This is a genomic window from Streptomyces sp. LN549, assembly GCF_043203805.1.
In the GTDB taxonomy this organism is placed as follows: domain Bacteria; phylum Actinomycetota; class Actinomycetes; order Streptomycetales; family Streptomycetaceae; genus Streptomyces.
Map to the genome: position 1 here is coordinate 1,305,224 of NZ_JAZHRI010000002.1, position 12,264 is coordinate 1,317,487.

General features: G+C 70.9%; 12 protein-coding genes and 1 pseudogene. 6 read left to right on the forward strand and 7 right to left on the reverse strand.

From position 1 onward, the window contains the following. Nucleotides 1-37 precede the first annotated feature (37 nt). From SH922_RS05815 to SH922_RS05830, 4 genes are all read left to right on the forward strand, one after another. Complete coding sequence (locus SH922_RS05815; protein ID WP_393055384.1) at nt 38-700, forward strand: YitT family protein; 663 nt, start codon at nt 38-40, stop codon at nt 698-700. Beyond that, nucleotides 697-1,461: a glycerophosphodiester phosphodiesterase gene (locus tag SH922_RS05820; protein ID WP_393055387.1), complete on the forward strand. Its 765-nt coding sequence runs from the start codon at nt 697-699 to the stop codon at nt 1,459-1,461. The genes SH922_RS05815 and SH922_RS05820 overlap by 4 nt, the downstream gene beginning before the upstream one ends. A 45-nt stretch (nt 1,462-1,506) precedes the next feature. Continuing rightward, a complete protein-coding gene (locus SH922_RS05825; RefSeq protein ID WP_393055390.1) occupies nt 1,507-2,883 on the forward strand; it encodes an MFS transporter in 1,377 nt (458 codons plus the stop codon). A gap of 274 nt (nt 2,884-3,157) precedes the next feature. Continuing rightward, entirely contained in the window at nt 3,158-3,532 is a 375-nt protein-coding gene (locus tag SH922_RS05830; protein ID WP_003959706.1) for an RNA polymerase-binding protein RbpA, read from the forward strand. 235 nt (nt 3,533-3,767) lie between these two features. Here the strand turns inward: SH922_RS05830 and fxsA are convergent, their stop codons facing one another. The 4 genes from fxsA to SH922_RS05850 form a co-directional block, all read right to left on the reverse strand. Further along, nucleotides 3,768-4,343: an FxsA family membrane protein gene (gene fxsA / locus SH922_RS05835; protein ID WP_393055393.1), complete on the reverse strand. Its 576-nt coding sequence runs from the start codon at nt 4,341-4,343 to the stop codon at nt 3,768-3,770. 69 nt (nt 4,344-4,412) lie between these two features. Continuing rightward, nucleotides 4,413-5,180 carry a polyprenol monophosphomannose synthase gene (locus SH922_RS05840; protein WP_393055397.1) on the reverse strand — a complete coding sequence of 256 codons (768 nt, stop codon included), beginning with the start codon at nt 5,178-5,180 and terminating at the stop codon, nt 4,413-4,415. A 526-nt stretch (nt 5,181-5,706) separates the two neighbouring features. Next, nucleotides 5,707-7,347 (reverse strand): amidohydrolase, encoded by a 1,641-nt coding sequence (locus SH922_RS05845; protein WP_393055400.1) that lies wholly within the window; start codon nt 7,345-7,347, stop codon nt 5,707-5,709. A gap of 62 nt (nt 7,348-7,409) precedes the next feature. Next, on the reverse strand, nt 7,410-7,850 hold the full coding sequence (locus tag SH922_RS05850; protein ID WP_350993488.1) for an Lrp/AsnC family transcriptional regulator: 441 nt from the start codon (nt 7,848-7,850) through the stop codon (nt 7,410-7,412). 203 nt (nt 7,851-8,053) lie between these two features. Between SH922_RS05850 and SH922_RS05855 the strand changes: the two genes are divergently transcribed. Next, complete coding sequence (locus tag SH922_RS05855; RefSeq protein WP_393055404.1) at nt 8,054-8,455, forward strand: hypothetical protein; 402 nt, start codon at nt 8,054-8,056, stop codon at nt 8,453-8,455. Nucleotides 8,456-8,912: 457 nt separating this feature from the next. On the opposite strand, the gene SH922_RS05860 is transcribed toward SH922_RS05855, so the two are convergent. Further along, the gene (locus SH922_RS05860; RefSeq protein WP_393055407.1) at nt 8,913-10,085 is read right to left on the reverse strand and encodes an acyl-CoA dehydrogenase family protein; all 1,173 of its coding nucleotides are present in this window, start codon (nt 10,083-10,085) and stop codon (nt 8,913-8,915) included. Between the two features lie 384 nt (nt 10,086-10,469). Here SH922_RS05860 and SH922_RS05865 point away from each other — a divergent pair, with 384 nt between their 5' ends. Further along, entirely contained in the window at nt 10,470-11,744 is a 1,275-nt protein-coding gene (locus tag SH922_RS05865) for a glycoside hydrolase family 18 protein (RefSeq protein ID WP_393055410.1), read from the forward strand. Nucleotides 11,745-11,838: 94 nt separating this feature from the next. Here SH922_RS05865 and SH922_RS05870 read toward each other — a convergent pair whose 3' ends face one another. Then, on the reverse strand, nt 11,839-11,991 hold the full coding sequence (locus tag SH922_RS05870; protein ID WP_393055414.1) for an SCO1431 family membrane protein: 153 nt from the start codon (nt 11,989-11,991) through the stop codon (nt 11,839-11,841). A gap of 118 nt (nt 11,992-12,109) precedes the next feature. Next, nucleotides 12,110-12,250 (reverse strand): annotated as a pseudogene (locus SH922_RS05875) (peptidase C39 family protein); the annotation flags it as partial. Nucleotides 12,251-12,264 lie beyond the last annotated feature (14 nt).

Below are 12,264 nucleotides of genomic sequence, written 5' to 3' on the forward strand. Positions count from 1 at the left end.
TGCAGCAGTCCACGACCACCACACCAGGGGGCACCACTTGTCCATCACCGCCGTGCCGCGCGGATCACACCTCCCCCGACGGCTGATCCAGCTCTACGCGGGCCTGGCGCTGTACGGGGCGAGTTCGGCGCTGCTGGTCGTCGCCGGTCTCGGACTGGAGCCCTGGGGCGTACTGCACCAGGGGCTCGCCGAGCGCACGGGGATCAGCATCGGGGTCGTCTCGATCATCGTCGGCGCGATCGTGCTGCTGCTCTGGATCCCGCTCCGGCAGCGCCCGGGCCTCGGCACCGTCTCCAACGTCTTCGCCGTCGGTCTCGCGATGGACGGCACCCTCGCCCTCGTCCCCGAGGTGCACGGGCTCGCGGCCCGGGCCGGGGTGATGGCGGCGGGGATCGTCCTCAACGGTGTGGCGACGGGGCTCTACATCGCCGCCCGGTTCGGCCCCGGACCGAGGGACGGGCTGATGACCGGGCTGCACCAGCGGACCGGCCGGTCGATCCGGCTCGTCCGCACGGCGCTCGAGATCGCGGTCGTGGTCACCGGGTTCCTGCTCGGCGGCTCCCTCGGCGTGGGCACGGTCCTGTACGCCCTGGCCATCGGCCCCCTCGCCCAGTTCTTCCTGCGCTTCTTCGCGATCACGGACAGTGGTGGCACCACGGTCGTCCCCCGGACATCCGGGCAGGCCATACTGCCGCAGTGACTTCCGTACGCCACCCCTATCTGGACCACCCCGCACCGCTCGCGTTCGCCCACCGAGGCGGAGCGGCGGACGGGATCGAGAACACCGCGGCCGCGTTCCGCCGGGCCGCCGACGCCGGGTACCGCTACTTCGAGACCGATGTGCACGCCTCGGCGGACGGCCGGCTGGTCGCCTTCCACGACGCCACCCTGGACCGGGTCACTGACTCCCGGGGCCGGATAGCGGAGCTGTCGTGGAGCGAGATAGAGCGGGCCCGGGTGGCGGGGCGCGAACCGCTGCCGCTGTTCGAGGAGCTGCTGGAGGCGTTTCCCGAGACCCGCTGGAACGTGGACATCAAGTCGGAGCCCGCGCTCGTGCCCCTCGTGGAGCTGATCCGCCGGACGGACTCCTGGGACCGGGTGTGCGTCGGCTCCTTCTCCGAGGCGCGGGTTGCCAGGGCACACCGGCTGGCGGGCCCGCGGCTCGCCACGTCCTACGGTGTCCGCGGCGTCCTGGGGCTGCGGCTGCGTTCGTTCGGCATCCCGGCGGCGCTGCGCGCAGGTGCGGTCTGCGCGCAGGTCCCGGAGAGCCAGGGCGGCGTGCGCGTCGTCGACCGGCGCTTCGTGCGGGAGGCGCACGCGCGCGGGCTCCAGGTGCACGTCTGGACGGTGAACGAACCGGAGCGGATGGCCGCGCTCCTGGACCTCGGGGTGGATGGCATCATGACCGATCACATCGAGACGCTGCGTTCGGTGCTGAGCGAGCGGGGGGCCTGGGCCTGACGCCGGCCCGGTGACGTCTCCACGGGGAGAGACGAGGGGTACGCAATGAGCGCCGAGACCACGGACACCGCCGGGCCTGCGGACGGCACGGCGGCCGGGGCGGCAGACGCCGACGAGCGACGCCGCGAGCAACGCGGCTGGTACTTCTACGACTTCGCCTGCTCCGTCTACTCGACGAGCGTCGTCACGGTGTTCCTCGGGCCGTATCTGACGTCGGTCGCCAAGGCCGCCGCCGACGCCGACGGCTACGTCCATCCGCTGGGCATCCCGGTTCGCGCCGGGTCGCTGTTCGCGTACGCGGTCTCGGCCTCCCTCGTCGTGGCGGTCGTCCTCATGCCGATCGTGGGCGCGGCGGCGGACCGCACGGGCCGCAAGAAGCCGCTTCTCGCGGCGGCGGCCTACACGGGCGCGACCGCGACGGCCGCGATGTTCTTCCTGGACGGGCACCGCTATCTGCTCGGCGTGTTCCTGCTCATCGTGGCGAACGCCTCGATCTCCGTGTCGATGGTGCTCTACAACGCCTATCTGCCGCAGATCGCGGGGCCCGAGGAACGCGACGCCGTCTCGTCCCGGGGCTGGGCCTTCGGCTACACGTCGGGGGCTCTGGTCCTCGTCCTCAATCTGATCCTCTACACCGGCCACGACTCCTTCGGCCTCTCCGAGTCGGATGCCGTACGTATCTGTCTCGCCTCCGCCGGTGTCTGGTGGGGCGCCTTCACCGTCATACCGCTGCGGCGGCTGCGCGACCGGAAGACGAAGCCGGGCAGCACCGAGGCGGTCGGCTCCGGATGGCGGCAACTGAGGGCGACCCTGCGCGACATGCGCCGCCACCCCCTCACCCTCTCGTTCCTGCTGGCGTACCTCGTCTACAACGACGGTGTGCAGACCGTCATCTCCCAGGCATCCGTGTACGGCTCCGAGGAGCTGGACCTGAGCCAGACGACGCTGATCACGGCGGTACTCCTGGTCCAGGTGCTGGCAGTCGCCGGCGCGCTCGGAATGGGGCGGATGGCCCGGACCTACGGTGCGAAGCACACGATCCTCGGGTCGCTCGTCATCTGGACGCTGATCCTCGTCGCCGGCTACTTCCTGCCCGCCGGCTCACCACTCTTCTTCTACGCGCTGGCCGCGGCGATCGGCCTGGTCCTCGGTGGCAGCCAGGCGCTGTCCCGGTCGCTCTACTCGCATCTGGTGCCGCGCGGCAAGGAGGCCGAGTACTTCTCCGCGTACGAGATGAGCGACCGCGGACTGAGCTGGCTGGGGCCACTGGTGTTCGGCCTCGCGTACCAGCTGACCGGCAGTTATCGGGATGCGATCATCTCGTTGGTGGTCTTCTTCGTGGTCGGTTCCGTACTGCTTGCGAGGGTGCCGGTCCGGCAGGCCGTGGCGGCCGCCGGAAATCCTGTTCCCGAACGGATTTAGACGTTGAAGTGAAAGGCCGGTAGTGTACGCCTTTGGCCTGCCCGGAGGACCGTTACTGCGAGTGGAAGAATCCAAACCGTTGGGTGACAACTTCCGCCAGATGTGACAAACCGGGCATAGGCGGGTACCTGAACACTCGCAAACCTGAAAAAGCAGCGGCACGACGGGCGACGCATGACCGGCAACGGGAATCTTTGCCGCCGACCGGACGTTGACCGGATGACGACGACAGCGACATTTGTCCTGTGGGCGACAAGCCCGGGAGGCACGATTCATGAGTGAGCGAGCTCTCCGCGGCACGCGACTCGTGGTTACCAGCTACGAGACGGACCGCGGCATCGATCTGGCCCCGCGCCAGGCGGTGGAGTACGCATGCCAGAACGGACATCGATTTGAGATGCCGTTCTCGGTAGAGGCGGAAATTCCGCCGGAGTGGGAGTGCAAGGCGTGTGGCGCCCAGGCACTCCTGGTGGACGGGGATGGCCCCGAGGAGAAGAAGGGCAAGCCTGCGCGTACGCACTGGGACATGCTCATGGAGCGGCGCACACGCGAGGAGCTGGAAGAGGTGCTGGCCGAGAGGCTGGCGGTTCTGCGCTCCGGCGCCATGAATATCGCAGTGCATCCGCGGGACAGCAGGAAGTCTGCCTGACCGCGTAGCACCGCATCGAGACAGAGCCGCGGGCCGCGACACCTTGTGTGTCGCGGCCCGCGGCTCTGTGCGTGGGCCTTGGGCGGCCGGCTGTGGCGGTGCGGTGCGCGTTGCCGTGGAGCCGGGGCCGGTCGAGCTCGGCCTCGTCGGGCCGCGGTCAAAGATGTCCTCCATCGCCGCACGGGCTTGAATCTGCCGGGCTCGGGCCTCGTTCTGACGGGGTCGGGTCCGGTGGTTACGGCGTCAGGGGCGGGCGCGGGTTGTCGTCCGGGCGGGAGGGCTCCTCGCGGATCACCTCACCCTGGACGACCTTGCCGTCCGGGCGGTGCATACGGGCCTGCTGGAAGGCGTCCGAGAGGCTGCCGGGGCCGGCCGCCCTCATCCGCCGTTCCAGCGAGCGCTCCGCGTATCTGCTGAGCGCCGACCGGACCGGGGGTACCAGGAGCATCAGTCCGGCCACGTCCGAGATCATCCCCGGAATCATGATCAGGAGCCCGGCGAGCATCAGGAAGCCATTGCCACGGGTGCTCGAAGGGGTGGGAGACGAACCGCCGGCCCCCTGCTGTCCCGGCATCTGCTGGAGCGTCTCGGTGAGATTACGGAAGGCGCGGCGGCCGGCCCGCTTCATCACCACGGCCCCGAGGACGACGCCCGCGGCCAGGAGCAGCAGCACGGCGAACCCGCCTGCCGCGTCCGCCACCACGGTGAGCAGCCAGATCTCCAGCACCGCCCAGGCGGCAATGGCGAGGGGTACGAAGGTCCGGGCGCGCGAGCGCCTGCGGGCGGTCGGGGGCGGTGTGCCGGTCGTCATGCCCCCAGTGTGCCTGGACCGGCGTCCGAACGGGGTAAGGGGGTGACGGAGGCCGGTCCCCGCTCCGGGTCAGGTCGTCCGGCGGCCGAGCACCCGGTTGGCACGCGTGGTGACACCCCACGCCGTCACGCGCCAGAGCGCCTCGACCAGGATGTCGCGGCTCATCTTGGAGTCGCCGACCTCCCGGTCCACGAAGGTGATCGGGACCTCGACGACGTGGAAGCCGGCCTCGATCGCGCGACGGGCCAGGTCGACCTGGAAGCAGTAGCCCTGCGAGGCGACCTCGTCCAGGCCGATGCCCTGCAGCGTCTCGGTGCGGAAGGCCCGGTAGCCACCGGTGACGTCCCGCGTCTGCAGTCCGAGCAGCAGCCGGGAGTACGTGCTGCCGCCGCGGGAGATCATCTCGCGGGACTTGGGCCAGTTGACCACTCGGCCGCCCGGGACCCAGCGGGAGCCGAGCACCAGGTCCGCACCCTTGAGTGCGGTGAGCAGGCGGGGCAGCTCTTCGGGCTGGTGGGAGCCGTCGGCGTCCATCTCGACGAGGACGCCGTAGTCGTGGTCCATGCCCCAGCGGAAGCCGGCGAGGTAGGCGGCGCCCAGCCCTTCCTTGCCCTTGCGGTGCAACACGTGGACCTGGTCGTCGGTCGCGGCGAGTTCGTCGGCGAGCTTGCCGGTGCCGTCCGGGCTGTTGTCGTCGGCGACCAGGATGTCAGCCTCCGGCACGGCGGCGCGCACCCGGCTGACGATCGGCTTGATGTTCTCGGCCTCGTTATAGGTCGGAATGATCACCAATGCTCTGCCGAGCGGGCCGTATCGCCTCTGACCGCCGTCGTTCACTTACTGCCCCTTAAGTCCGTACGCAGATGCACACCATATCGAGCGCGGCACGCACACTGACCGACCCGGTCGGGCGGCGTGGGAAGCGGTGGCGGACAGAAGAGCGGAAGTACGGACAGAACTGCGGATCGGGGCCCGGCGCCCTTCGGGCCGACCTGGGACCCGCCGGCTGCGGATCGACCTAGAGCCGTTGTCTACTGAACGTCCGGGCCCCACCCGGGTCGCACCCTCCGCCCGGCTGAAACCTTCCCTCGCCCCCGAGGCGCGGGCGCTGAACCTGGCTGTCAGTAATGGTGGGCCGGTGCGGCACACCACCCCATGACCCAGCGGCGTTCGACGACTGCGTGGAGGTTTACCGGTCGGACGTCCTGTGGTGGACTCGGCCGAACCTACCGGCCAGCGGGCGCATTCTGTCAATAGTTGCCTGACCTGCATCGTTTAGCGAACTTGCCTGGTCAGTCCCGAAGATCCCCAGGTCGCGGCAGAACGGGGGCGGCTTCGATCGGCGGTACGAAATGTCCGCACGTCACTCGTTCGGCCGTACGTAGACAGTTTGTCCGAAGACAACCGTGCGCAGGCAGACCGGGAGTTCACCACCGGGGCTGAGGTCAGGCAGTCCGGGCGTTCCCGACCTGGGGTCCGTCGACCAGCGCGCCACCCGGTCGTCCGGGGCCTGGACCACCAGCTCCGCGGTACGCCAGACCGCGTAGTCGGCCGGGGCGCCGGGCACCAGGGTGCCCGCGTCATCACGGCCGACCGCCCGCCAGCCGCCCCGGGTGTGGGCGGTGAAGCCGGCCCGTACCGAGATCCGGTGCTCGGGCGTCCGGTGGAACGCGGCGGCCCGCACCGTCCCCCACGGGTCCAGTGGGGTCACCGGGCTGTCGGAGCCGAACGCGAGGGGCACACCGGCCCGCAGGAGCGCCGCGTACGGGTTGAGGGTCCTCGCCCGCCCGGCACCCAGCCTGCGGGCGTACATGCCCTCCTCGCCGCCCCAGGCGGCGTCGAAGGCGGGCTGGACCGAGGCGGTGAGGCCGAGTTCGGCGAAAGCGGCCACCGTCTCCGGCGTGAGCATCTCCGCGTGCTCCACACGGTGCCTGGCGGCCCGCACCCGGCCGAGGCCCACCTTCTCGGCCGCTGCCCTGATGCCGTCGACGACGGCGGAGAGCGCCGCGTCACCGATGGCGTGGAAACCCGCCTGGAGCCCGGCCTCGGTGCAGGCCGCGACATGGGCGGCGATCTGCGCGGCGTCCAGATGGGCGGTGCCCGGGACAGGTGCGTCGGCGTACGGCTCGTGGAGGCAGGCGGTGTGCGAGCCGAGCGACCCGTCGACGAAGAGGTCCCCCGCCGCACCCACCGCGCCGAGCTCCCGGACCCGCCGGGCGTCCTTCTCGTCGCCGACCTGTTCGGCCCAGTAGCCGAAGACCCGCGGCCCCGGCTCCCCCGCCGCCAGCTTCAGCAGCGAGGTGAAGTCCTCCTCGTCGGAGATGTCGGGCCCACCGCACTCGTGGACCGTGCCGATCCCGAGGGACGCCGCGTGGGCCAGTGCGGCGCGCTGGGCGTCGGCACGCTGCCGCGGTGAGACGGCGTCGTGGGCGGCCGCGCGCACCGCGTGGTGGGCGGCGCCCGTCAGCGGCGCGTCGGGCCGGTAGCCGGCCATCGAGGCGACCTGGGGGACGAGATCGAGCAGCGCGGTCGTGACGACCGCCGAGTGGACGTCGATGCGGGGCAGATAGACCGGCCGCCCGCCCGCCGCCGCATCGAGCTCGCCGCGCGTGGGCGGGCGCTGCTCCGGCCAGCGCGTGGCATCCCAGCCGTGCCCCAGGACCACCCGGTCGGCGGGGTGGGCCGCCACGTACGTACGCACGAGGGCCAGCGCCTCGCCGAGGGTGCGGGCGCCGGAGAGGTCGAGGCCGGTGAGGGCCAGACCCGTCGACGTGGTGTGGACGTGCGCGTCGGTGAACGCGGGAGTGACCAGCGCCCCCTCGAGGTCGATCACTTCGTCGACACCGCTCGCGAAGGCGTCGGCGGCCCCCTCGGAGCCCACCCAGGCGACATGGCCGCGTTCGACCACCATGGCGGTCGCGAAGGGGTCGGCGGGGCTGTGGACGTCTCCACCGCGCAGCAGCACGGTGCGGTGTTCGCTCTGGGGGGCGGTGCTCTCGGTCATGAGGACCAGTCTCCCGCCTGCCGGGGCCCACGCCGTGCGCGGCCCCCCTTACGGCTCACCGGTCAGATCTGCGGCGGGCGCGCCTCGTAGGCCGTGGAGAGGACGACGGTGGTGCGGGTGGAGACGCCGGCGAGCGAACGGATCCGGGTGAGCAGGTGCTCCAGCTCCCGCGGGGTCGCGACCCGCACCTTGAGGATGTAGTTCTCGTCGCCCGCGACGCTGTGACAGGCCTCCAGCTCCGGGACGCCCGCGAGCCGCTCAGCGATGTCGTCCGGCGCACTCGGGTCGAAGGGCTTCACCGAGATGAACGCGGTCAGGGGCAGGCCGACAGCCTCGGGGTCGACGACCGCGGCATAGCCCCGGATCACCCCGCGCTGCTCCAGCCTGCGGACGCGCTGATGAACGGCCGAGGTGGACAGGCCGGTGGCCTTGCCCAGGTCGGTGTAGCTCATCCGCCCGTCCTTGACGAGCAACTCCACGATTTGACGGTCCAGCTCCTCCATATGGATCAATCTATGGCCCCTGGCCCCCCAGGCACAGCCGTGAAGGGGCGGTGAAGGGCACCTGTGGCGGGCATGTGACGAATGCCACAGGTTTACGCACCGGTAGCCGAGCCCCTCGCGGTTACGGCGGATTCCCGGCGGGAAGTGCTTGCTGTGGTCGAGGCCGCGGCGCCTTGTCGGCCCACCTGAGGGGGGAATTTCCCATGCAGAGCCTGAAGCTCACCGGACGTACCGAACCGGAGCCCGTTGATCCTTTCGAGGACACCGCTCCCGACGCGTACGACACTTTCGAGATGTACCGGGTCGTCTGCCCGGACTGCGCGCAGCCCATCGCGCTCCTGGCGGACGAGGACGTGCTGCCGGAGCACGCACTGTGCCCCACCCCGTGGAACCCGTTCGTTCTGACGGTGTGTGCCGGCACCGGCCGCGCCGCGTCGAAGGCCCGGCCCGCCGATGAGTCGGCCGACGCCCAGGAGCAGGAGACGGCCCTGCTGCTCACGCTCCCTCAGGGACTCGACTGGAGGATGCAGCCGTTCTCGCACGCCGGGGGAACCGGCTCGCGCCCGCTCCGGGTGCCCCACCAGCTGCGTCGCGACGCCGCCTGAGGCCGACGCCGTCGAGGGGCACACACGCGCCGGAGACGGACTGCCCGCACCACCGCGGCCGGGCCGCGGTGGTGCGGGCAGTCGGCAGCAGCTCCGGCCGCGTGCGGCGCGCCAAGAGGACCTGGCGAACAGTCGCCCGAATCGGCTGAGCAGTGACCCGGCCCGGCTCCGCACCGTTGGCCCGGCATGACCCTGCTGCACTCCACGGCCGGCCCCGGTCGCCGCCGTCTCGCCGCTCCGGCCTCCGAAGAATCGGTTCCGCAGTCCCGCACCTCGCCGACACCTTCCGAGCCGCCCCGCCCGGCGCCGCGCTCGGCACCCCACTCGACCGATCCGCCCATCTACCGGTCGCTGCTCCGGCACTGGGAGAGCACCGGCAGGACCCTGCCGGGCCGCCTCGACCAGGAGTGGAACCGGATCATGACGACGCCCGTGTGGTCGGACCGGCCGCCGCGGGTCAGCGCGTCTCAGGACCCGCGAGGTGGCGGGCGATGACCATCCGCTGAATCTGATTGGTGCCCTCGACGATCTGCAGCACCTTCGCCTCGCGCATTAGCCGCTCGACGGGGAAGTCCAGGGTGTAGCCGTACCCGCCGAGCACCTGGACGGCGTCGATGGTCACCCGCATCGCGGCGTCCGTGCAGAACAGCTTGGCCATGGCCGCCTGCCGCGAGAAGGGGCTCCCCGCGTCGCGCAGCCGGGCGGCCTCCAGGTAGAGCGCGCGACCTGCCTCGATCTGCGTGGCCATGTCGGCGAGCATGAACCGCAGCCCCTGGAAGTCCGCGATGGGGCGGCCGAACTGCTTGCGCCCGGTGGCGTAGGCCACGGCCTCGTTCATCGCCGCCTGGGCCACGCCGACGGCACAGGCGGCGATGCCCAGCCGGCCGGAGTCGAGCGCGGACAGGGCGATCGCGAAGCCCTGCCCCTCCTCCCCGATCCGGCGCGCGTCAGGTACCCGGACACCGTCGAAGTGCAGCTGGGCGGTGGGCGAGCCCTTCATCCCCATCTTCTTCTCGGGGACGGCGGCGCTCAGGCCGGCGGCGTCGCCGGGGACGAGGAAGGCGGTGATTCCGCGGGGGCCCTCGACGCCGGTGCGGGCCAGGACCGTATAGAAGTCGGCGATGCCGCCATGGGTGATCCACGCCTTGGTGCCGGTGATGACCCAGTCCTCACCGTCCCGTACGGCCTTGGTGCGCAGCGAGGCGGCATCGGAGCCGGAGGCGGGCTCCGAGAGGCAGTAGGCGCCCAGCAGGCCGCCTCCGAGCATCGCCGGGAGGTGTTCGGTCTGCTGGTCCTTGGTGCCGTAACCGGCGACCGCGTGGCAGGCGAGGGAATGGACGCTGACGCCGAGTCCGACGGTGAGCCGGGCGGCGGCGAGCTCTTCGAGGACCTGGAGGTACACCTCGTACGGCTGGTCCCCGCCGCCGTGGGCGGAGTCGTAGGGCAGGCCCAGCAGTCCGGACTCGGAGAGCAGGGTGAAGACCTCGCGCGGGAACCGGCCCGCGTCCTCCTCCTCGGCGGCCCGCGGCGCGATCTCCCGCTGGGCGATGTCGCGGACGAGCTCGATGAGCTGCCTGGACTCCTCGGTGGGCAGACGGCGTTCCACCAACTGCGGGGCACGGTCGGACATGACGGCGCTCTCCTCCCTGTCGGGCGTTGCGGCGGTCGCGCGCGAGGGGTGTGAGCGGCGCCGCCGGGGGACCTCCGGACTATGCCCGGAAAACACTGCTGTCCAGCCGATGTTGCCCTCCCGGATTACGAGAGGCGCAGGCCGACGGCTGCAGCGGGTTGAGTATGCCCGATCGGACGGTATCCGTCACCGGTTGGCAGAACACGGCCGGAAACGGCCGATGGCCGCCGGAACGATCACCGGAGTTGGTCCGAACCATTGACCCAACTGGTCTAGTCCATCTACGGTTCCCAGCGAACCCGCTTTCCGCGTTCATGCCAAGTTCGCGTGTCCGCCGGAAGCCGGTCGTCCACTGGCACGTCCCCTCCCCCACGAGGAGCAACCATGACCGGACTGCATCGCCCGGGGGCCCGCATGCGGGCTCTCGCCGCTGCCGCCTGTACCGCCGCCCTGGGCGCCGCCCTGCTGGGCGTCGCGGGCACCGGGTCCGCCGGAGCGGCCCCCGCCGCCCAGCAGGCCGCCGCACCGGCAGCAGAACCGGCCGCCCCCACAGCGGCCGGCAGCAAGGTGGTCGGATACTTCACCAACTGGGGTGTCTACCAGCGCAATTACCACGTCAAGAACGTCGAGACCTCCGGCTCGGCCGACAAGCTGACGCACATCAACTACGCCTTCGGCAACGTCCAGGGCGGCAAGTGCACCATCGGCGACTCCTACGCCGACTACGAGAAGGCCTACACGGCCGACCAGTCGGTCGACGGGGTCGCGGACACCTGGGACCAGGAACTGCGCGGCAACTTCAACCAGCTGCGCAAGCTCAAGAAGCTGCACCCGGACCTCAAGATCATCTGGTCGTTCGGGGGCTGGACCTGGTCCGGCGGCTTCGGCGAGGCGGCGCAGAACCCGGCCGCGTTCGCCGAGTCCTGCTACAACCTGGTCGAGGACCCGCGTTGGGCCGATGTCTTCGACGGCATCGACATCGACTGGGAGTACCCCAACGCCTGCGGTCTGACCTGCGACACCAGCGGCCGTGACGCCTACGGCAACCTGCTGTCGGCCCTCCGCTCCAAGTTCGGCGCGGACAACCTGGTCACCTCGGCGATCAGTGCGGACGGCTCCGACGGCGGCAAGCTCGACGCGGTCGACTACGGCGGCGCGTCCAAGTACGTCGACTGGTACAACCCGATGACGTACGACTTCTTCGGCGCCTGGGACGCGAAGGGGCCGACGGCCCCGCACTCCCCGCTGACCTCCTACACGGGCATCCCGAAGGAGGGCTTCAACAGCGCGGCGGCCATCGACAAGCTGAAGGCACAGGGTGTCCCGGCCTCGAAGCTGCTGCTCGGCATCGGCTTCTACGGCCGCGGCTGGACCGGCGTCACACAGGCCGAACCGGGCGGCACGGCGACCGGCGCGGCTCCGGGCACGTACGAGGCGGGCATCGAGGACTACAAGGTCCTCAAGAACAGCTGCCCCACGACCGGCACCGTCGCCGGCACGGCGTACGCGCACTGCGGCACCAACTGGTGGAGCTACGACACCCCGGCCACCATCGGCACCAAGATGGCGTACAAGAACCAGCAGGGCCTCGGCGGCACCTTCTTCTGGGAGCTCAGCGGTGACACCACCGACGGCGAGCTGATCAAGGCGATCAACTGACGTCGTCGCGGCAGGAATGAGGGGGCGGGGAGCCGGGCGGGCTCTCCGCCCCCGTCACGTCCGGGCACGAACGCGGGTCACATGACGAACGCGGTCACATGAGGCCGAGCTGCGTGACGAACATGGCGATCACGACGACGAGTGTCCAGCCCAGAACGTTCTCCAGCAGTTTGGAGCCGCCCTCGGGCCCGCCGGTCCGCACGCGGCGGCGGGCAGGGGTGGTGGTTGCGGCGGCAGTCGCGGTCATGGCATCTCGTTCGGTCGGCCGGCAGTCGTTGTCCCCCGAGGACCCGACCACAGTGCCAGCCCGGCAGGCCCCCGGGGTAGAGATCTGCGTCACTGTCCCCGGGGCCGGCCGGACCGCGTCAGCGGATGCCGACGGCCGCCAGGGCCCGGCGCTGGGCGGGTGCCGGGTGGGCGGGGAAGTACAGGTAGCAGACGCCGCCTGTGCCCGACACCACACTGCCGCTCGCGTTGTAGCGCTTGGTACGGAGCCAGATCGTCTCCAAATGGGAGGGCG

What these genes read in the sequence shown, in the direction of transcription:
- SH922_RS05855 (WP_393055404.1), top strand. Translation starts at nt 8,054, where the DNA reads ATGCAGAGCCTGAAGCTCACCGGACGTACCGAACCGGAGCCCGTTGAT.
- SH922_RS05860 (WP_393055407.1), bottom strand. Translation starts at nt 10,085, where the DNA reads ATGTCCGACCGTGCCCCGCAGTTGGTGGAACGCCGTCTGCCCACCGAG.
- SH922_RS05850 (WP_350993488.1), bottom strand. Translation starts at nt 7,850, where the DNA reads ATGGAGGAGCTGGACCGTCAAATCGTGGAGTTGCTCGTCAAGGACGGG.
- SH922_RS05870 (WP_393055414.1), bottom strand. Translation starts at nt 11,991, where the DNA reads ATGACCGCGACTGCCGCCGCAACCACCACCCCTGCCCGCCGCCGCGTG.
- SH922_RS05865 (WP_393055410.1), top strand. Translation starts at nt 10,470, where the DNA reads ATGACCGGACTGCATCGCCCGGGGGCCCGCATGCGGGCTCTCGCCGCT.
- SH922_RS05845 (WP_393055400.1), bottom strand. Translation starts at nt 7,347, where the DNA reads ATGACCGAGAGCACCGCCCCCCAGAGCGAACACCGCACCGTGCTGCTG.
- SH922_RS05830 (WP_003959706.1), top strand. Translation starts at nt 3,158, where the DNA reads ATGAGTGAGCGAGCTCTCCGCGGCACGCGACTCGTGGTTACCAGCTAC.
- SH922_RS05825 (WP_393055390.1), top strand. Translation starts at nt 1,507, where the DNA reads ATGAGCGCCGAGACCACGGACACCGCCGGGCCTGCGGACGGCACGGCG.
- fxsA (WP_393055393.1), bottom strand. Translation starts at nt 4,343, where the DNA reads ATGACGACCGGCACACCGCCCCCGACCGCCCGCAGGCGCTCGCGCGCC.